Annotated in this window: 22 protein-coding genes and 1 pseudogene; 10 read left to right on the forward strand and 13 right to left on the reverse strand. The window is 64.9% G+C overall.

Annotated features, from left to right (window positions below; genetic code table 11):
• Positions 1-63: 63 nt before the first annotated feature.
• Complete coding sequence (hspQ, locus tag ING15_RS05935) at positions 64-387, reverse strand: heat shock protein HspQ (RefSeq protein ID WP_206453879.1); 324 nt, start codon at positions 385-387, stop codon at positions 64-66.
• A 125-nt stretch (positions 388-512) separates the two neighbouring features.
• Between hspQ and ING15_RS05940 the strand changes: the two genes are divergently transcribed.
• Entirely contained in the window at positions 513-1478 is a 966-nt protein-coding gene (locus tag ING15_RS05940) for an AEC family transporter (RefSeq protein WP_206453880.1), read from the forward strand.
• Here the strand turns inward: ING15_RS05940 and ING15_RS05945 are convergent.
• Positions 1443-2663, reverse strand: a complete 1221-nt coding sequence (locus tag ING15_RS05945; protein ID WP_332873782.1) for a UbiH/UbiF family hydroxylase — start codon at positions 2661-2663, stop codon at positions 1443-1445. The two genes, ING15_RS05940 and ING15_RS05945, sit on opposite strands and share 36 nt — an antisense overlap.
• A gap of 150 nt (positions 2664-2813) precedes the next feature.
• Between ING15_RS05945 and pcsA the strand changes: the two genes are divergently transcribed.
• The 9 genes from pcsA to ING15_RS19435 all read left to right on the forward strand — a co-directional run bounded on the left by pcsA (position 2814) and on the right by ING15_RS19435 (position 11897).
• Positions 2814-3539 (forward strand): phosphatidylcholine synthase, encoded by a 726-nt coding sequence (gene pcsA / locus ING15_RS05950; RefSeq protein ID WP_206453882.1) that lies wholly within the window; start codon positions 2814-2816, stop codon positions 3537-3539.
• 128 nt (positions 3540-3667) lie between these two features.
• Positions 3668-4642, forward strand: coding sequence for a quinone oxidoreductase family protein (locus tag ING15_RS05955; protein ID WP_206453883.1), 975 nt, complete (start codon positions 3668-3670; stop codon positions 4640-4642).
• A 126-nt stretch (positions 4643-4768) separates the two neighbouring features.
• Complete coding sequence (locus ING15_RS05960; RefSeq protein ID WP_206453884.1) at positions 4769-6070, forward strand: amidohydrolase family protein; 1302 nt, start codon at positions 4769-4771, stop codon at positions 6068-6070.
• Between the two features lie 97 nt (positions 6071-6167).
• Positions 6168-7154: a BMP family protein gene (locus ING15_RS05965; protein ID WP_206453885.1), complete on the forward strand. Its 987-nt coding sequence runs from the start codon at positions 6168-6170 to the stop codon at positions 7152-7154.
• 60 nt (positions 7155-7214) lie between these two features.
• Positions 7215-8732: an ABC transporter ATP-binding protein gene (locus ING15_RS05970; protein WP_206453886.1), complete on the forward strand. Its 1518-nt coding sequence runs from the start codon at positions 7215-7217 to the stop codon at positions 8730-8732.
• A complete protein-coding gene (locus ING15_RS05975; protein ID WP_206454117.1) occupies positions 8732-9781 on the forward strand; it encodes an ABC transporter permease in 1050 nt (349 codons plus the stop codon). Before ING15_RS05970 ends, ING15_RS05975 begins: the two co-directional genes overlap by 1 nt.
• A complete protein-coding gene (locus tag ING15_RS05980) occupies positions 9778-10722 on the forward strand; it encodes an ABC transporter permease (protein ID WP_206453887.1) in 945 nt (314 codons plus the stop codon). Before ING15_RS05975 ends, ING15_RS05980 begins: the two co-directional genes overlap by 4 nt.
• Positions 10723-10962: 240 nt before the next feature.
• Entirely contained in the window at positions 10963-11451 is a 489-nt protein-coding gene (locus ING15_RS19430) for an oxidoreductase (protein ID WP_232845600.1), read from the forward strand.
• Positions 11349-11897, forward strand: coding sequence for a hypothetical protein (locus ING15_RS19435; RefSeq protein WP_232845601.1), 549 nt, complete (start codon positions 11349-11351; stop codon positions 11895-11897). Before ING15_RS19430 ends, ING15_RS19435 begins: the two co-directional genes overlap by 103 nt.
• Before the next feature lie 616 nt (positions 11898-12513).
• On the opposite strand, the gene ING15_RS05990 is transcribed toward ING15_RS19435, so the two are convergent.
• The 11 genes and pseudogenes from ING15_RS05990 to ING15_RS06030 form a co-directional block, all read right to left on the reverse strand.
• Positions 12514-12756: an Lrp/AsnC family transcriptional regulator gene (locus tag ING15_RS05990; RefSeq protein WP_206453888.1), complete on the reverse strand. Its 243-nt coding sequence runs from the start codon at positions 12754-12756 to the stop codon at positions 12514-12516.
• A gap of 52 nt (positions 12757-12808) precedes the next feature.
• Entirely contained in the window at positions 12809-13669 is an 861-nt protein-coding gene (locus ING15_RS05995) for an alpha/beta hydrolase (protein ID WP_206453889.1), read from the reverse strand.
• A gap of 19 nt (positions 13670-13688) precedes the next feature.
• Entirely contained in the window at positions 13689-14126 is a 438-nt protein-coding gene (locus ING15_RS06000; RefSeq protein ID WP_332873789.1) for a RidA family protein, read from the reverse strand.
• A 14-nt stretch (positions 14127-14140) separates the two neighbouring features.
• Positions 14141-14356: an AMP-binding enzyme gene (locus tag ING15_RS20010; RefSeq protein WP_456298349.1), complete on the reverse strand. Its 216-nt coding sequence runs from the start codon at positions 14354-14356 to the stop codon at positions 14141-14143.
• Complete coding sequence (locus tag ING15_RS20015; RefSeq protein ID WP_456298351.1) at positions 14259-14666, reverse strand: hypothetical protein; 408 nt, start codon at positions 14664-14666, stop codon at positions 14259-14261. The genes ING15_RS20010 and ING15_RS20015 overlap by 98 nt, the downstream gene beginning before the upstream one ends.
• Positions 14663-14986: an AMP-binding protein gene (locus tag ING15_RS20020; protein WP_456298350.1), complete on the reverse strand. Its 324-nt coding sequence runs from the start codon at positions 14984-14986 to the stop codon at positions 14663-14665. The genes ING15_RS20015 and ING15_RS20020 overlap by 4 nt, the downstream gene beginning before the upstream one ends.
• Positions 14961-15337: pseudogene (locus ING15_RS06010) on the reverse strand (enoyl-CoA hydratase-related protein); the annotation flags it as partial. The gene ING15_RS20020 and the pseudogene ING15_RS06010, both read right to left, overlap by 26 nt.
• On the reverse strand, positions 15331-15876 hold the full coding sequence (locus tag ING15_RS06015) for a MarR family winged helix-turn-helix transcriptional regulator (protein ID WP_206453890.1): 546 nt from the start codon (positions 15874-15876) through the stop codon (positions 15331-15333). The gene ING15_RS06015 and the pseudogene ING15_RS06010, both read right to left, overlap by 7 nt.
• On the reverse strand, positions 15873-16637 hold the full coding sequence (locus tag ING15_RS06020) for an SDR family NAD(P)-dependent oxidoreductase (RefSeq protein WP_332873783.1): 765 nt from the start codon (positions 16635-16637) through the stop codon (positions 15873-15875). The genes ING15_RS06015 and ING15_RS06020 overlap by 4 nt, the downstream gene beginning before the upstream one ends.
• Positions 16638-16737: 100 nt before the next feature.
• A complete protein-coding gene (locus tag ING15_RS06025) occupies positions 16738-18000 on the reverse strand; it encodes a flavin-dependent oxidoreductase (RefSeq protein WP_206453892.1) in 1263 nt (420 codons plus the stop codon).
• Positions 18001-18031: 31 nt separating this feature from the next.
• Positions 18032-18490, reverse strand: a complete 459-nt coding sequence (locus ING15_RS06030) for a cupin domain-containing protein (RefSeq protein ID WP_206453893.1) — start codon at positions 18488-18490, stop codon at positions 18032-18034.
• Positions 18491-18513 lie beyond the last annotated feature (23 nt).

An 18513-nucleotide genomic window follows, 5' to 3' on the forward strand; every position in this document is an offset into this window, starting at 1 on the left:
GATTAAACGGCGGCGTCAGCCGCCGTTTGCTTGTCCGCGCGCCGCTCTGCGGCCAAGGCAGGGTCAATTGCGGTGGGTGCCTTTCAGCCGATACGAACCATCGACGGGACCGTCGAAGATTTCGCCGATCTGAGGGTGGCGAACCGGAACCCCGGTCTCGTCAGGCAGGAGGTTTTGCTCGGAGACATAGGCGATGTATTCGCTCTCCGCGTTCTCGGCGAAGAGATGGTAGAACGGCTGGTCCTTGCGGGGCCGGACATCCTCGGGGATCGAATTATACCATTCTTCGGTGTTGTCGAACTCCGGATCGACGTCGAAGATGACACCGCGGAACGGATACATGCGGTGGCAGACGACTTGTCCGATGAAGAAGCGGGCAGTTTGCATCAAATTCACGACTCCCTTAAGGGACCGGCAATAGCCAATCTCGAAGCGACAACGCAAGCGCGTCCGTCGCCGCTGCCGACGAACCGCACACCGATGACGCTTTCCCTCATGCCCCGGACTGCCCGTTGATCGCGATCGTCGGTCTGATCTCGCCGTTCTTCGGTCTGATCGCGCTCGGATTTGCCACCGGCCGGATCGTCCGCCATCCGGTGGACGGGCTCGCCTGGCTCAACGTCTTCATCATCTATATCGCGCTGCCGGCGCTGTTCTTCCAGCTGTTGTCGAAAACCCCGGTCGAAAAGCTCGCCAGCGGCGGTTTTATCGTCGCGACCACGCTGGCGACCTTCCTCATCTTCGCCCTCGGCTTCGCGGTGGCGTTGGCGAGAACGCGGGGCGACATTCCCGTCGCGACGATTCAGGGGCTTGCCGGGGCCTATGGCAATATCGGCTATATGGGGCCGGGACTGGCCCTTGTCGCCATCGGCCCGGAAGCGGCAGTTCCGGTGGCGCTGATCTTTTGCTTCGACAATACCCTACACTTCACCATGGCGCCGCTGATGATGGCGCTGGGCGGCGACCGCAAGGGATCGCCCGCGAAGATCGCCCTCGGTGTGGTGCTCAAGATCGTCACGCATCCGTTCATCATCGCCACCGTTCTCGGGGTCGCGGCCGCGATCGTAGGGGCCGCACCCCCGGAGCCTGTCGATCGCTTTCTCCAGCTTCTCGCCAATGCGGCGGCACCCTGCGCGCTGTTCGCAATGGGCGTGACGCTGGCGTTGCGACCGTTGAAACGGGTGCCGGTGGAACTCGGCTATATCGTGCCGATCAAGCTTGTGCTGCATCCCACCGCCGTCTGGCTGCTGCTGGGATTGTTCGGTGACTTCGATCCGGTCTGGGTGAAGAGCGCGATCCTGCTCGCCAGCCTGCCGACGGCAACCAACGTCTTCGTCATCGCGCAGCAATACGGCGTGTGGGTGGAGCGCGCCTCGGCTTCGGTCCTGGTGACGACGGTGTTCTCCGTCGCTTCGGTCACGCTGTTGCTCTTCTTGATCTCCTCAGGGATCGTTCCGGCCGACCCCTTCGCGTATTGAGCGGGGCACCCCGGTCAGTCCCGCGCCGGGTGACAAACCCTCCCGCATGGCGAACTGGCGCAGAAACGGAACGCTTCGCATCGCGGCCAGTCCCACGGTCCGTGCGAGCTGCGTAGGCAGGAAATCGGCGAGAAGCGAGCGGTTGAGAAGATCGACGCCGACGGTGCGCGAGCGTACATCCACCCGGCGGGCCGCTTCATAACGTGACAGCGTCGCCCGCTGCCCGGGATCGTCGCGGCTTTCGGTGGCGAACCGTACGATCGCCTCGCAGTCGCGCAAGCCGAGATTGAGCCCTTGTGCACCGATCGGCGGAAATGCATGGCCGGCTTCCCCGACGAGAGCGAGGCGTTCGCCGGTCATCCGGTCGACCGAAGCGCCGGACAGCGGAAAACGCTGGATCGGTTCCTCGATTTCAACCGAGCCGAGGATCGAATGCATCTTGTCTTCGACCGTGCGCGCGAGACGGTCCAGCTTTAGATCGACGTAGAGCTCGGCGAGGTTGGGCTCCTCGACCCAAACGAGAGATGAACGCCGGCCGGGCAGCGGCACCTGCGTGAACGGGCCGGCCCGCGTATGGAATTCCGTCGAGACGGAATGATGATCGATGCGATGGCGAAAGTTGAAGACGATGGCGCTCTGCGGATAGATCCATTGCCGCACGCCGATGCCGGCCGCCTCGCGCATCGGCGAGCGCCGTCCGTCCGCCGCAACGACCAGACCGACGCGATAGCTCCCACCGTCCTGGAGCGTCACCACGGCGCGGTCGCCATCGATCGTGAAGCCCCGCGCCGCCGTCTCGCGAACCTCCAGCCTTTGCGCCTCCGCGACGCCGGCGTTCAGCGCCGCCTGGAGATCGGAATTGAGAACATTGTAGCCGAACGAAGCCAAGCCGATCTCGCTGGCGCGAAACTCCACGACCGGCGCACGAAACAGGTGCCTGGTGTCGTCGATGAGCCGCATCACTGCCAGAGGGGCCGCTTTGGCGCCGAGTCGATCGATGACGCCGAGGTTGGCCAAAAACGCGACGGAATCGCCTAGAAGCGCGGTGCTGCGCGCATCCGGCGTCGATTTCGGCGCGATCAGGACGGTGTCGAAGCCGCGGTCGGCAAAAGCCAGCGCGGTGGCCGTTCCCGCCAATCCGCCTCCAACGACGGCGATCTCTCTACGCTCTGTTGCCAATTGCACAATCTCCCGCCGGCTTGTCCAGTGAAATGGTCCGAAACTGCGAACGATGTCGCTCGTTTCACTTGGAATCCCGACATACGCCGGTTACAGCGGATGGCAATGGTGGTTTGCCGAGGGGCGGCAAAATGCAACGGCGCAGCGTGGGGATTCATGACAGACGCAGTCAGCGCCTTCGATAAGTGGCGTGCCTTCGGCGTGCATCTCTTGACCGCCAGCGGGGCGTTTCTCGCGTTCATGTCGGTCATTGCGGCGGCCGAACAGCGCTGGGTGGCGATGTTCGGCTGGTTGGGATTCGCGCTGTTCGTCGACGGCATCGATGGCCCTCTGGCTCGCCGGATCGAGATCAAGCGCGTACTGCCGAACTGGTCGGGCGATCTCCTCGATTCGATCATCGACTATGCGACCTTTGTCATGATTCCCGCCGTCGCGCTCTATCTCTCGGGCATGATCGGCCGGCCATGGTCGTTCGTCGCCGCGGCGCTGATCGTCATATCCAGCGCGATCTACTATGCCGATCTGCGCATGAAGACGAAGGACAATTTCTTTCGCGGATTTCCGGTCGCCTGGAACATGGTCATCTTCACGTTTTTCGCCATCCAGCCAAACGAGTGGACCGCCTTCGCCTTCGTGGCGTTCTGCTCCGTGGCGACGTTCCTGCCGATCAAGTTTCTGCACCCTGTGCGCGTCGAGCGGTTGCGCCCGGTCAATCTCGGCGTTTTCGCCGTCTGGTCGGTGTTGGGGCTCGCGGCACTGTTCATGAATTTCGCCTCGCCCTGGTGGGTCGAATGGGGACTTGTCGCCTCCGGCCTCTATCTGTTCGCCATCGGCGGCGTCCTTCAGATCATCGACCGGCTGCGGGGCGTGTCACACGACTAGCGCGGAATGAAGAAGAGTGGGAACCGGCTTCCCGCGCGCATTCCGCGCCGACTTTGTGGATTCGATCACGATGACACCGGAGCGAACGATACGATTTCATTGTGATCTGCGAATAACGGGAGTGAAGCATGAGCAAGGCGATCGTCGTTCACGAAGTGGGTGGCCCGGAGGTCCTGAAGTGGGAGGATCACGATCCGGGTCGGCCGGGTCCCGGTCAGATTCTGGTCGATCAGAAGGCCGCCGGCCTCAACTTCATCGACGTCTATTTTCGCACCGGCGTTTACAAGTCGCCGACCATGCCCTTCGTTCTCGGCAAGGAGGGCGCGGGCGTCGTCGCCGAAGTCGGGGAGGGGGTCGACGGTTTCCGGGTGGGCGACCGCGTCGCCTATAACGGCGTTACCGGCAGCTATGCCGAGCGGCTTGTGACCGAGGCGGACAAGGCCGTGAAGCTGCCCGACACGATCGACTTCAAGACCGCCGCGGCGATCATGCTGAAGGGCATGACGGCAGAATATCTTCTGCGGCGGACCTTCAAGGTCGGGCCGGACACGGTCCTTTTGTTCCACGCCGCGGCCGGCGGCGTGGGACTGATCGCCGGACAATGGGCCAAGCATCTCGGCGCGACCGTCATCGGAACAGCGGGCACGCCAGAAAAGTGCAAGCTGGCCCGCGAGAACGGCTACGATCACGTGATCAACTATCGCGAGGAGGATTTCGTCGAGCGAGTGCGGGAGATCACCGGCGGACGCAAATGCGACGTCGTCTACGATTCGGTCGGCAAGGACACTTTTCCCGGAAGCCTCGATTGCCTGAAGAATCGCGGCCTGTGGGTCACCTTCGGCCAGTCCTCCGGCAAGCTGCCCGAGATCGATCTTGGCATTCTCAACCAGAAGGGATCGCTCTACGTAACCCGGCCGAGCCTGTTCGGCTACAACACCAATCGCGAGGAACTCGACGCCTCGGCCAAGGCATTGTTCGACGTGGTCGGCTCGGGCGCCGTGAAGATTACCATCGGCCAGACCTATCCGGTCTCGGAAGCGGCCGAGGCGCACCGCAATCTCGAAGCGCGGAAGACCACCGGCGCGACCGTCCTGACGATCTAGCCGTCTGCTCCTGGACCGAGGATGCCGTCGCGAAGGATTTGCGGCGGCGCCACTTCGGTCGGAGGCCTTGCCTACGCCCCGACAGGGGGCCGCCAGGACGGAATCCCCGCGCGCTGGAGCAATCCGATGTTCGACCTCATCGTCACCAACGCCAATCTGCCCGATGGCCGCACAAGGATCGACATCGCGGTTCGTGAGGGCCGGATCGCGGCTGTCGAGCGCAACATAGAGGCCGAGGCAGGCGAGACGATCGACGCCTCCAATCGCCTGGTCTCGCCGCCCTTCGTCGATCCGCATTTCCACATGGATGCGACTTTGTCCCTGGGGCTGCCACGGATGAACCGGTCCGGGACGCTGCTGGAGGGCATCGCGCTGTGGGGCGAGTTGAAGCCGCTCCTGACCCGCGAGGCCCTGGTCGAGCGGGCGCTCCGCTACTGCGATCTCGCGGTCGCGCAAGGCCTGCTCGCCATCCGCAGCCATGTCGACGTCAGCGATCCGCGCCTCGTCACCGTCGAAGCGCTGCTCGAGGTCAAGGACCGCGTAAGGCCGTATCTCGATCTACAGCTCGTTGCCTTTCCGCAGGATGGCTATCTGCGCGCGTCCGGCGCTGCCGACGCGCTCGCCCGCGCCCTCGACATGGGCGTCGATATCGTTGGCGGCATCCCGCATTTCGAGCGGACGATGGCGGAGGGGGCCGCCTCGGTCGTCGCGCTCTGCCGGATCGCGGCCGAGCGCGGCCTTCCTGTCGACATGCATTGCGACGAATCCGATGACCCGCTGTCGCGCCATGTCGAGACCCTGGCGGCCGAAACCATCCGGCACGGGCTGCAAGGGCGAGTCACTGGCTCGCACCTCACCTCCATGCATTCGATGGACAATTACTACGTCTCGAAGCTGATCCCCTTGATCCTCGACGCCGGAATGCATGTCATTCCGAACCCGCTGATCAACATCACGTTGCAAGGGCGCCACGACAGCTATCCCAAGCGCCGGGGCATGACCCGGGTGCCGGAGCTGATGGCGGCCGGCATCAATGTGGGCTTCGGCCACGACTGCGTGTTGGACCCTTGGTACTCGCTCGGCTCCGCCGACATGCTCGAGGTCGCACATATGGCCATCCATGTCGGCCAGATGACCTCGCGCGAGGCAATGCGGGCTTGCTTCGACGCGGTCACCGTCAACTCCGCACGGGTTATGGGACTGCAAGGTTACGGCCTTGATGTCGGCGCCAAGGCCGATTTCGTCGTCCTGCAAGCGCAAGATCCGATCGAGGCCATCCGCCTCAAGGCGCATCGTTTGGCGGTTGTGCGTCGCGGGCAGATCATCGTGCGATCGGAGCCGCGGGTGAGCCAATTGTTCCTCGACGACCGCAACGCGATTGTCGATGCGGCCGCCTACGCCCCGCAAGCCGGACTCGATGCCGATTGATCACTTGATAAGCGATGATCGCGGTTGACAACGAATTGGGCAGTCCGTCAAAATTGCGGCCAATATGAGCCATTGTGGCTCGGTGGAGGGACAAGGCATGACCACACTCGGCACGATCGGACGGCGCGGCTTTCTGCTCGGGAGCGCCACGCTCGGCGCCGGGTTGGTCTTGCCGCGCGCCTTCGCGCAAGCACCGCTGAAGGTTGCGGGCTTACATGCCTCGCCAGTCGAAAACGCCTGGAATTCGCGTCTCCATCAGGCGCTTCAGGAAGCGGCCAGGGACGGCGCCATCGACTATGTCTTCTCCGAGGGGGTCGGCGGCACCGACTACGCCCGCGCCATGCGCGAATACGCCGAGCAAGGCGCCAAGCTGATCGTCGGCGAGTCCTACGCGGTCGAATCCGAAGCACGCCAGGTGGCGGCCGACTATCCTGACACGGCGTTCCTGATGGGGTCGAGCGGCGGCCCGGCCGGCGACAATTTCGGCACCTTCGGCACATGGAACCACGAGGCCGCCTATCTCGCCGGGATGCTGGCCGGCAAGATGAGCGAGAGCGGCATCTTCGGCTCGGTCGGGGCGATCCCGATCCCCGAGGTGAATATGCTGATCAACGGTTTCCGGGCCGGGGTCGACGCCGTTCGACCCGACGCCAAGCATCTCATCGGCTTCATCGGCACGTTCTTCGATCCGCCGAAGGCGCGCGAGGCGGGCCTGGCGCAGATCGACGCCGGCGCCGATATCCTGTTCGGCGAGCGGATTGGTACCGCGGACGCGGCGAAGGAGCGCGGCATCAAGGCGATCGGATCGCTGATCGACTATACGCCGCGCTACCCCGACACGGTCTTCGCCAACGCCATGTGGTATTTCCGGCCGATCCTCGACGCCGCCATCGCCGACACGCAGGCCGGCAACCCGACCGGCAAGAACTACACCCCCTTCAGCCTGATGAAGGAGGGCGGCAACGACATCGTCTTCCAAAAATCCATGGTGCCGGAGGACGCGATCGGCCCGATGGAGGAAAAGCGCGCGGCGATCAAGGCGGGCGAGTTTGACGTGCCGATCAATTTCGACGAGCCCGCCTGACGAGGGCTTGGACATGCGAAAAGGGCAGGGCGGTGATTTCGCCTCGAGGGGGCGGCGTCCGTGACCGGTTCGCCGGTCCTGCGGCTCGAAGGGATCACCAAACGCTTCGGTTCCTTCGCGGCGAATGACGACATAATGGTCGAACTTGCGCGCGGGGAGGTCGTCGCTCTGCTCGGCGAGAACGGTGCCGGTAAGACAACGCTGATGAACGTGCTCTTCGGCCATTACGTGCCGGATGCGGGGCGTGTTCTCGTCGACGGCAGGGAGCTGCCGGCCGGCCTGCCTCGCGCGGCGATCGACGCCGGCGTCGGCATGGTGCATCAGCATTTCACCTTGGCGCTCAATCTGACCGTGCTGGAAAATGTCATGACCGGCACCGAAAGCCTGCTCGGCTGGCGCTCGCGGACCGGCCCGGCTCGAGACAAGCTGACTTCCCTGGCGGAGCGCTTCGGCCTCAAGGTCGATCTCGACGCCAGGGTCGGCGATCTGTCCGTCGGCGAGCAGCAGCGCGTCGAAATCCTGAAAGCCCTTTATAACGACGCACGTATCCTCATCCTTGATGAGCCGACCGCCGTGTTGACGCAGCCCGAGGCACAGCGTCTGTTCGAGATCCTGCGCGTCATGGCGGCCGAGGGGCTGTCGCTGATCTTCATTTCTCACAAGCTGCACGAGGTTCTGGCCGCGGCGGACCGGGTCGTCGTGCTGCGGGCCGGCCGCGTGGTGGCCGAGCGGGCGGCGAAGGATACCTCCAAGAACGAGTTGGCCGAGCTGATGGTCGGCCGCCGGGTCTCCCGGCCCGTCCGCGAAACAGGGACGCCGGGCGAGGTGATGCTGACCGCCGAGGGTGTCACGGTCAGGGTCGACGGCGAGCGCCGGCTCGTCGATCTGGACTTCACGCTGCGGGCCGGCGAGACGCTCGGCATCATCGGCGTCTCGGGCAATGGTCAGACCACGCTGGCCCATCTCGTATCCGGCCTCGTCCACGCCGACGAGGGCGCGCTGACGATGTTCGGCGTCGGCCGCGGACGGGAGAACCCGCGGCGGCTGGTATCCCTCGGCATTGGCCGCATTCCGGAAGATCGCAACAGCGAAGGCATGATCGGGGATTTTGCCTTGTGGGAAAACGCGGTGCTGGAACGTGTCCGCCAGCCGCGCTTCTCCCGCTTCGGTTTCGTCCGGCGCGATGCGGCAAAAGCTTTTTGCGCCGGCGTCATCGAACGCTTCGATGTTCGCGGCGGAACCAGCGACACAAGGACGCGGCTTCTGTCGGGCGGCAACATGCAGAAGCTGATCTTCGGCCGCAATCTGGCGACGGCGCCGAAAATCCTTCTGGCCGCCCAGCCGACCCGTGGCCTCGACGAAGGGGCCATCGCCGCCGTCCATGAAGAGATTCTGGCGGCACGGCGGGCCGGCACGGCCGTGTTGCTCATATCGGAGGATCTCGACGAGGTGCTGGCGCTTGCCGACCGTGTTCAGGCGATCGTCAACGGGCGCCTCTCCGATCCGGTCGTCGCGGACGCGATCGACGCGCGGCGTCTCGGGCTGATGATGGCCGGCGAATGGGCGAAGGCCGCCTGATGCGTCTGGAACGGCGAGAACATCGCCCGATCGGTCTGCTTGTCGCGGCGCCGATCATCGCGATCCTGGCCGCCCTTGGCCTGTCCGGCATCCTGATCGCGCTGGCTGGCGCGCCGGTGCTGGAGGCCTATCAGCGGATTCTGGTATCGGCGTTCGGCTCGCGGCTGGCGGCGACCGAGACGCTGACGCGGACGACGCCACTGATCCTCACCGGCCTCGCCGTCGCCGTCGCGTTTCGGGCGCGGGTCTGGAACATCGGCGCCGAAGGCCAGTTCTATGTCGGTGCGCTGGCGGCGGCGGCGCTCGGTTCGCAGCATGGGCTCGCGCTGCCGGGCTATGCGCTCGTCCCCGCCTTGATGCTGGCCGGCGCGGTCGCGGGAATGGTTCTCCTGCTCCTGCCGTTGGCGCTCCGCCTGCGTTTCGGGGTCGATGAGGTAGTGACCACGCTGCTGTTGAACTTTGTCGTCCTGTTGTTCGTCTCGATGATGATCGAGGGACCGATGAAGGACCCGCTCGCCTTCGGCTGGCCGCAGTCGGTGCCGGTCGTCGGCGACGCGCTGCTGCCGAAGCTGGTCGAGCGCTCGCGCCTTCATATCGGCCTTGTGTTCGCTGTCATCGCCGCCGTGATCGTCTTCATCGTCCAGTCCCGGACCGTGTTCGGCATGGAGGCGCGGGCGGCGGGTCTCAATCCGTCGGCGGCGCGTTTCGCCGGAGTGCCCCTCAGCGCCACCCTCGTGAAGGTCGCCTGCTGGTCCGGCGGTCTGGCGGGGCTGGCGGGAGCGATCGAGGTGATGGGCGTGAAGGGCTATGTGACGACGGATCTGTCGCCGGGCTACGGCTATGCCGGCATCGTCGTGGCGATGCTGGCCAATCTTCATCCGCTCGGCGTCGTCGCCGCGGCGCTGTTCGCGGCAACGATGTTCGTCGGCTCCGACGGCATGAGCCGCGCGCTCGGCGTGCCGAGTTTCATCGCCGACGTCACCGTTGCACTGTCGCTGCTGACCATGCTGGTCGCGCTGTTCTTCACCACCTACCGGATCCGCCGATGAGCGAGGCATTGGACATCCTCGCGTCGGCGGGCCTTTGGGCGGCGGTCCTGCGGATCGCAACGCCGCTGATCTTCGGGACGCTCGGCGCGCTCCTGTGCGAGCGGGCCGGCGTTCTCAATCTCGGCATCGAGGGGATCATGACCTTCGGCGCGATGATTGGCTGGCTGGCTGTGTTTCAGGGCGGCAGCCTGTGGTTCGGGCTTCTGGCCGCGGCGCTCGGCGGCGCGATGTTCGGGCTGCTGCATGCGCTGATGACAGTCCCGCTGGGGCTGTCCCAACACGTCACCGGGCTGGGCATCACACTGTTTGCCTCAAGTCTCGCCTACTTCGTGTTCCGGCTGGTCGTGCCGGTCCAGGGGACGCCACCGACCATCGAGCCATTCCAGCCGATTGATTTCCCGATCCTGTCCGATCTGCCGCTTCTCGGCTCCACGCTGTTCAACCAGACGACGCCAACCTATCTCGCGATCTTCTTCGCGCTGCTGCTTGCCTACATACTGGCGCGTACGCCGCTTGGGCTCGCCATTCGCATGACCGGGGAGAACCCCCACGCGGCCGAGGCGCAAGGGCTCGACCCGATCAAGATACGAATCGGCGCGGTCGTCGCGGGCAGCGCGCTGATGGGACTGGGCGGTTCATTCCTGACGCTGTCGGCCTTCAACAGCTTCTTTCCAACCATGGTGCAGGGACGCGGCTGGGTAGCGATCGCGCTCGTCGTCTTCGCATCCTGGCAGCCTGGCCGGGCGCTTTTCGGCGCGATCCTGTTCGCCCTGTTCGACGCCTACCAGCTTCGCCTTCAGGCGATCATCGGCAATGCGGTGCCGTACCAGCTCTTTCTGATGGTCCCTTACGTCCTGTCGGTCGTGGCGCTGGTTGTGATGGCCCGGCGTGCCCGGGTGCCGCAGGCGCTGATGCAACCCTATCGGCGCGGCGAACGCTGACCGAAGCTTGGCAGACAGGCATCGCGGTCGGCATAACGTCCGTTGCGATGAGTCCTGACTAAGGGGAGATCACGCGCCGAAGTCCACGCTTGCAATGAGATAGTTTAACTATAAAATATCTTGGAGACGACCCGTTCGACCCGACAGGAGAGAGCCCATGCGTATCACGGTGATCGGTGGCGGTCCTGGTGGAAGCGGATCGTCGACTTCGTCCACGCAAACACCACGACCAGGATGGTGATGCAGCTCTGCCATGCTGGCCGCAAGGGCGCGACGCAGCTTGGCTGGGAGAATACGGACCGGCCGCTGGAGGACGAGGCGAAGAACTGGCCGATCTATTCGGCTTCGCCGATCCCGTATTTCGAGGGTGTCAGCCAGGTCCCGGCGGAGCTCGACCGCGTCACGATGGACCGCATCCGCGAGGATTTCGTTCAGGCGACGGAGCGGGCGGAACGGGCCGGCTTCGACATGGTCGAACTCCGTTGCGCCCATGGCTATCTGCTCGCCTCGTTCCTGTCGCCGCTGACCAACACGCGCCACGACGAATATGGCGGCGCGATCGAAAACCGGCTGCGCTGTCCGCTGGAGGTTCGCGGCGACGCACGGTGTGGCCGTCGGAAAAGCCGATGTCGGTGTGCATTTCCGCGACCGACTGGCAAGAGGGGGGAATCAACGAGGCCGACAGCGTCGCGATCTCAAAGGTCTCTGCCGAGGCGGGCTGCGACCTGATCGACGTTTCAGCCGGACAAACGCTCTCCGGCCAGAAACCGGTCTGGCCGCATGTTCCAGGTCCAGTTCGCCGAGGCGATCCGCAACGTGCCGAAACTGGCGGTGATGGCCTCGGGGCGATCACCGAGCCGGCGCAGGTCAACACGATTCTGCACACGCGCCGCGCCGACCTCGTCGCGCTGGGTCGTCCGCACCTGTGGCATCCGTATTTCACCCGTGAGGCCGCCGCCTGGTACGACACGCACAACCAACATTGGCTGAAACGCTATCTTGCCGGACGCGACCAGGCCCATCGCGAATTCGCCAAAAAACGCGAGCAAGACATCGAGACCCGGCGCAGGCAAGACCGCGCCCGCGTGATTCCGGCGACGCTCCGTCACCACGGGATCGGCGCGAGGCGGCGGAGTAGGGGCGGGCGGTGCTTTAACAAAGGTGCCATCCCCTAAGGTCGTGATCCCGCCTTGGCTCAGCCACGCTCGTCACTCTGGCCATCCTGCTATGGTCGTCATCCCGGCCTTGAGCCGGGATCTATTCCAAGCCGTGGGAACCGCCAATCCGTCACCGGAGAGGATGGGATAAATGTCGCGGCGTGGATCCCGGCTCAAGGCCGGGATGACGAGGCGGGAAGGTCGGCGCCCCCGTCTTCGACGGTGAAGAACATGTCCGCGCACCCCCGAAAAAGCCGCCCCATCGAAAAAATCTCTCCCCACCCCCAGCACTCGCCGTATCCTTCTCCCATCGCCCTCGCGGGAACACGGGTCATGAACCGGATGCGCGTGGAGGGAGGACGGTGCCGGATGGGTCGCGCTGCGGTGGCGCGGCTGGGTGATGAACCCCCACATCCGGGCCCTTTGCAGACCGGCTTCGCCACAAGCGAAGCGTCGGGTCCGGGGCAAGCAGCCGGCGGGCGCATGGCAAGCGTCATTCACTCATCAGCATAGCGACGTTCGCCATGCGTCCGCTTCCCGATCCCTTCGCCCCGACAACCGGGCGCGAAGACAAAGGCGCGTCGGCGATGCTCAATGAGAGGAGACCATGATCCGATTGGCCGCGTCCGGCGCCTCAGCCGAACGCCTTGAAGGCGACCAGCGTGAACGTGTCGGCGACGCCCTCGGTCACCTGCAGGCGCTCGGTGACGAAGTGGCCGATGTCTTGGTCGTCGTCGAGGTAGAATTTGGCGATCAGGTCGTAATGGCCGGAGGTGGAAAACACCTCGGAAATTTCCTCGACGTCCTGGATGAGGCTATCGGCGACCCTGTAGGCCATGCCCGGCTTGCATTTGAACTGGACGAAGATCGGTTTCATGAAGGCTCCTGCCGGGGCAAGCGGTGGTTCGTTGTTTCTGGATGCGACGGTTTCAGGAGTTCGGGGCGCCCGTCAAGATCGCGACGATTTCGCTCGCCGGATCGCGGAGTTCGTCGATGACGTCGAAATGATGCTTTCCCGGCCGTTCTACCGCTCGCGTCCTCACGCCGAAGCCATGCCAGACATTGGCGAGCAGCGCGTTCTGGCGGCGAAATTCGTCAAGCTCGGCGCCGCCGGCGAGACAGGTGATGTCGATGTTCGCGCGCGGCTCGAGAAGCGCCGAGCTCTCGGCTCGTGCCTCGGCGAGGTTGAGCTGTAGGATGTCGTTCATGTCGGTCGCGAGCAGCGGGCGAAGGTCGTGAACGCCGCTGATCGAAACGGTCCGGTCAATGCGGTCTGCCGTGGCGCGCGCGATCGGCGCATCGGTGCAGAGCATGCGCGAGACGAGGTGGCCGCCCGCCGAATGACCGGAGAGGCGGATCGGCCCGGGAACCTCGCCGGCGACGTGGTCGAGGAACGCGCCGATTTCCCGTGTGATCGCGCCGATCGTCGCGTTGGGGCAGAGCGTATAGCTCGGCATCGCGACCGCGTGGCCGCGCTGCAGCGCGCCTTCGGCCAGATGCGACCAGAGCGATTTGTCGAAGGCTCTCCAGTATCCGCCATGGACGAAGACGACGAGGCCGATCGGAGCCCCGTACGGGAGAAACAGATCGTAGCAGTTGCGCGGCGCTTGGCCATATGCGCAATCGAGCCGGGCTCGCCCGATCGACGCCAGATGTCCCCGGAAGGCAGCAGCCGCGGCCGCCCATCGCGGCGGATAGGACTGCGATCCGGCGATCGCGGCACTGTTGGCATAGGCCGCGTCCAAGTCGGTCAAAGGCTCGGCGCCGGGCTGCCAGAAACTGTGCGTCATGTGGTGTGGTGATCCTTGGTCAGACCGGCACGACGGCCGTGGCTTCGATCTCGACCGGCGCTCTTGGCTCGACCAGGTCGGAGACCTCGACTAGCGCCATCGCCGGATAGTGGTGCCCCATGACCCGGCGATAGATGGGCCCGAGCTCAGCCAGCGAAGCACGGTAGGCGGAAATGCTCCGGACATACCATGTCAGCCGCGCGATGTGCTCGGGTCCGCCACCGGCTTCCGCCACGCCGGCGAGCACGTTCGTCAGGGTCTGTTCGACCTGGGCGACGAAACCCTCGGGGAATTCCTCATTCTCGTCCCAGCCGATCAGCCCGCCGGTCAGGACCGTGTTGCCCCGTCCCATCACGCCGTTGGCGTAGCCTTTTGGCGTCGGCCAACCCGCTGGCTGCAAAGCGGTGAGGTCGCCTTCGGCGGTCGGGCGATCGGATGTTGCGGCCTCGCCGACGATCGGACGGGTCAGGTTCACGCCATTTCTCCCTGGCCGGCTTCTCGCTCAGCCTGTTGGCGTAGCGTCAAACGTTGCAGCTTGCCGGACTCGGTCTTTGGCAGCGCGTCGACGAAGACGATCGACCGGGGGTATTTATAGGGTGCGAGGTCCTGTTTCACATGGTCCTGCAGCGCCTTGACCAAGGCCGCATCCCCGGCTTGGCCGTCCGCCAGCAGCACATAGGCTTTCACGATACAGCCGCGATCCGAGTCCGGGGCACCGACGACCGGCTTCCGCGACGGCCGGATGGGCGAGGAGCGAGGCTTCGACCTCCGGCCCGGCGATGTTGTAGCCCGAGGACACGATCATGTCGTCATTGCGCGCCTTGAACCAGAAATAGCCGTCGGCGTCCTCGACATAGGTGTCGCCGGTGACGTTCCAGCCGCTTTGGACATACGCCACCTGACGATCGTTGGCGAGGTAGCGGCAGCCGATCGGCCCGCGCACCGCGAGCTGGCCGGGCGTCCCCATCGGGCAGCGCTTGCCATCGGCGTCGATCACCCGCGCTTCGTAACCTGGAACCGGCTTGCCGGTGGCGCCCGGCCGGACCACGTCACGACGCGGTCGAGAAAAGGCGACTCGGAGGCGACTTTTTCCATCTCGTCGACGAGCGATGAATCGCAGAAGGCGAGACCGATCCGCGCCTTGTCGATGATCTTGACGAGTTCTTTCATCCGCAAAAGCGGCATCGTTGCCACGACCACACCGCGGGACTTGATGACCGCCGTGTAGGGCGCCACCAGCGTCGGATTGTTCGCCGAGCGCAGCAGCACCCTGTTACCGGGAACGAGGTTGAGCTTGCCGACCAGCACATTGGCCATCCGGTCTCCGCCAATGTGGCCGCATCTCCTTGACCAGATCGCCCGTCATCGTCGTGAAGGCATGGAGCTGCGAGGTGTCATTTTGGTCAGCGGCTCGATGATCTCGAAAACGTCGCCGCCGCTGGAAAAATTGCCGCCCGCGCCGGTCAGCACGACGGCTGTCACCGTGTCGTCGAAGCGCAGCGCGTGAAAGGTGTCGCGCAGCTCGGGATAGCTCTCGAAAGTCAGCGGATTCTTCTGCTCCGGCCGGTTCAGCGTCACAGTAGCGATCCCGCCCTCGATCGAGAGGCGAAAATGCTCCGGCGCGAAGTCGGCGGGTGGCACAGCGACGGCGTTTTGGCGTTTCATGATGTCTCCCTGCGGACGGTCGGCGTCCGTGCGCTGTGGCCGGTCTTGCGGACGGACGCCTTGAGATCGCCCAGCTGGTTCCAGAGTGCCTCCTGTTCGGTCGGAGCGAGTTCCCCGAGCATCTCGGCGATCCAGTTGCCATGCGCCTCCGCCATCGTCGCGAAAACCGATCGCCCCTTGGCTGTAAGGCGGACACGGACTGCACGGCGATCGGTCTCGGAGACCTGACGTTCGATGAGATCTTCCTGGACGAGACGCTCGACGAGCCCTGTCACATTGCCGTTCGACACCATCATCCGGCGGGACAGCTCGCCCAAGAGAATGCCGTCCGGCGAGCGCTCGAGCTGCGCCATCAGATCGAAGCGCGGAAGGGTGGTGTCGAATTCCTCACGCAGCCGTTTGCGGATTTTGCCCTCGATCAGATTGGCGCAGGTCAAAAGCCGCAGCCACAGGCGCAACTCGGCGCGGTGGTATTGCGGACTTTCGCGCACCTTGGATTCGGCGTCGATAGGGTTGGCCGTCTCGCGTCGGGCATTGCTCATAGCTCGCCTCCCACGACCGCGATCGCCTGGCCCGTGATCGACGAGGCGCCGGCGCCAGCCAGCCAACGCACACAATCGGCCACCTCATCTGGGCGGATCAGCCGAACGAGAGGATTGGCGCCGGTAAATTCGGCGAGCAGGTCGGCGCGCGCCCGCCCGGTCTTCTGCTCCAGCCGGTCGAGCGACCCCGACACGAGGTCGGTGTCCGTGTAACCCGGACAGACGGCGTTGACGGTAACACCCGTCGGCGCGAGTTCCTGCGCCAGCGCCCGGGTGAGCCCGACGACCGCGTGTTTGGCGGCGCAATAGGCCCCGACATAGGGATAGCCCTTGAGCCCGGCCGTCGACGCGATGGTGACGATCCGGCCGAAGCCGTGCTCCTTCATGGCCGGTAGTACCGAACGGATGGCGTTCAGGACCGGCTCGACATTGAGCGCCATCATCCGCCGCAGCTGGTCGACATCAAGCCGGGAGACCAGCGCAGTCTCGGCTCCGCCGGCATTGTTGACCAGTACGTGGATGGGGTCAGACCGTTTGGCGGCCGTGCCCAGCGCCTCTTCCAATGCGGAGGCGTCAGTGACATCCGCCGCGACGACGACCGCGGCGCCGAGTTCGGCGCGAACCTGTTCGGCTCCGTCTTGAGAGCGTGCCAGCACTGTCACCGTATCGCCCGAAGCGACAAGGCGCTCGGCTGTCGCCCGCCCGATGCCGCGGGAGGCGCCGGTGACGAGGATATGTCGGGGCCGTCGTTCGATGGTCACGGGATCATCCTGCATCCGGAAACTATTTTAACATTAAACTAATAAATCGCACTTGCAATCAGCATCGTGAATGACTCGTCCTCCCCTTGGAGAACTTGTCTCAGGCGTTGGCGGCCTTGCGCTCCGCCTGACCACTCGATTGGGCGGCAAAGCCGGCCTTGCCCGCATAGAAGCTGACGATTGCCTGGCGTTCGGCGCGGGTCAGCACGGCATCGACGTGATCGAAGCCACCCGGCGCCAGCTTCTCGACTTCGTCGATGACCCGCTCGGGTCCGCCCTTGCGGTTAAGCCTCACGACTTCGGCGGTCGTCGGCAGCCGCTCCCGTTCATATTCCCATAGGGCTTGGCAGGGGTGTTCGGCGCGATGCAGAGCGTCGGCGAGGGAGCGGGCGTCGAGGATCGCCTGCGAGGCGCCGTTGGAGCCGACCGGATACATCGGATGGGCCGCGTCACCGAGCAGCGTAATCCGGCCGAAGGTCCAGCGGGGCAGGGGGGCGCGGTCGCACATAGGATACTCGAACGCCTGCGGCGTCGCCTCCACGAGCGCGGCGACATCGAAATCGGGAATGGTGAAGCGCTTGGCGTAGGGCAGCACCAGGGAGCGCAACGCCGGTCGCGACCAGCTTTCCTTCGGCGGTGGCGAGGTCTTGCCGTCAGCCATCTTAACGTTGACGACCCAGTTCATCAGCTGCTTGCCGTCGCCGAGTTCGGCGATGGGATAGAGCACGAATTTGGCGCCCATGCCGCCGCCGATCGCCATCGTCCGGCCGTCGCCCCATGAGCTCCATTCGGTCGCGCCGCGCCACATCAGAACGCCGTTCCAGCAAGGCGCTCCCTCGTCAGGATAGAAGTGACGGCGGCCGGCCGAGTGGATGCCATCGGCGCAAACGAGGATGTCTCCCCGCACCGTCGTTCCCGCGTCGCCCTTCACCGCGTCGGTGAAATGCGCGGTCACGCCGCCTTCGTCCTGCATGAACCCGGAAAGGCTCAGCCCTGTCTTCACCGCGTCCGGTCCGAGCCGCTCGATCACGGCGTCGTGGATGACCTTCTGCAGCCGTCCGCGATGGATCGAGAATTGCGGCACGGGGTGGCCGGCGTCGGTGCCGCGCGGCTCGCGCCAGACCTCCTGGCCCTGGCGGTTGTAGTAGACGAGCTCGCGGGTGCGGATGCCGACCTTGTCGAGCGCCGGCAGCAGCCCGATCTCGGCGAGTTCCCGGATCGCATGGGGGAGGGTGTTGATCCCGACCCCCACTTCGCGAATCTCGGCAGACTGCTCGTAGACCTCGGCGCGTATGCCGCGCTTGTGCAGCATCAGCGCGGCGGTCAGACCGCCGATGCCGGCCCCGACGATGAGCACTTTCATGGTCTGTCCTCCAGTCCCTCGGCCGTGTGGATCACTCGGCATCCGGCGGCGGCAGGAAATCCACTTCGTGCTTGGCGGAGATGGCAACGACCTCGGCCGGATCTGCCTCCGGCCCGAGATTGTGCAGCGCCCAGAAAAGATCGTAGAGCCGGTGCGCCGGCGAAACCCAGAAGAGGCACTTCACGTCGGCATCGCTGCGGTTGAAGATACCGTGCGGTATGCCGCGTGGCAGGCGGATGGTATCGCCTGGTTGAGCGAAAGTCTCCTGGCCGTCGAGGACAAAATCCAACCGACCCTGCAACATGTAGATGAACTCGTCCTGGGTCGGATGGATATGCGGCGGCACGAAGGTGCCGACGGGAAACGTCGCATGCCAGGACAGCGAACTCTCGCAGTGCTGTTTCGGGATGTAGGTCTGGCCAAGGATGTTCCATCGGATGCCGTCGATGCCTTCCTCGGCCTTGGTCACCCCGGCGGTCATGATCGTCATCGCATATCTCCCTTCGACATGGC

Origin of the sequence: Aurantimonas marina, assembly GCF_017183135.1 — a bacterium.
GTDB classification, from domain to species: domain Bacteria; phylum Pseudomonadota; class Alphaproteobacteria; order Rhizobiales; family Rhizobiaceae; genus Aurantimonas; species Aurantimonas marina.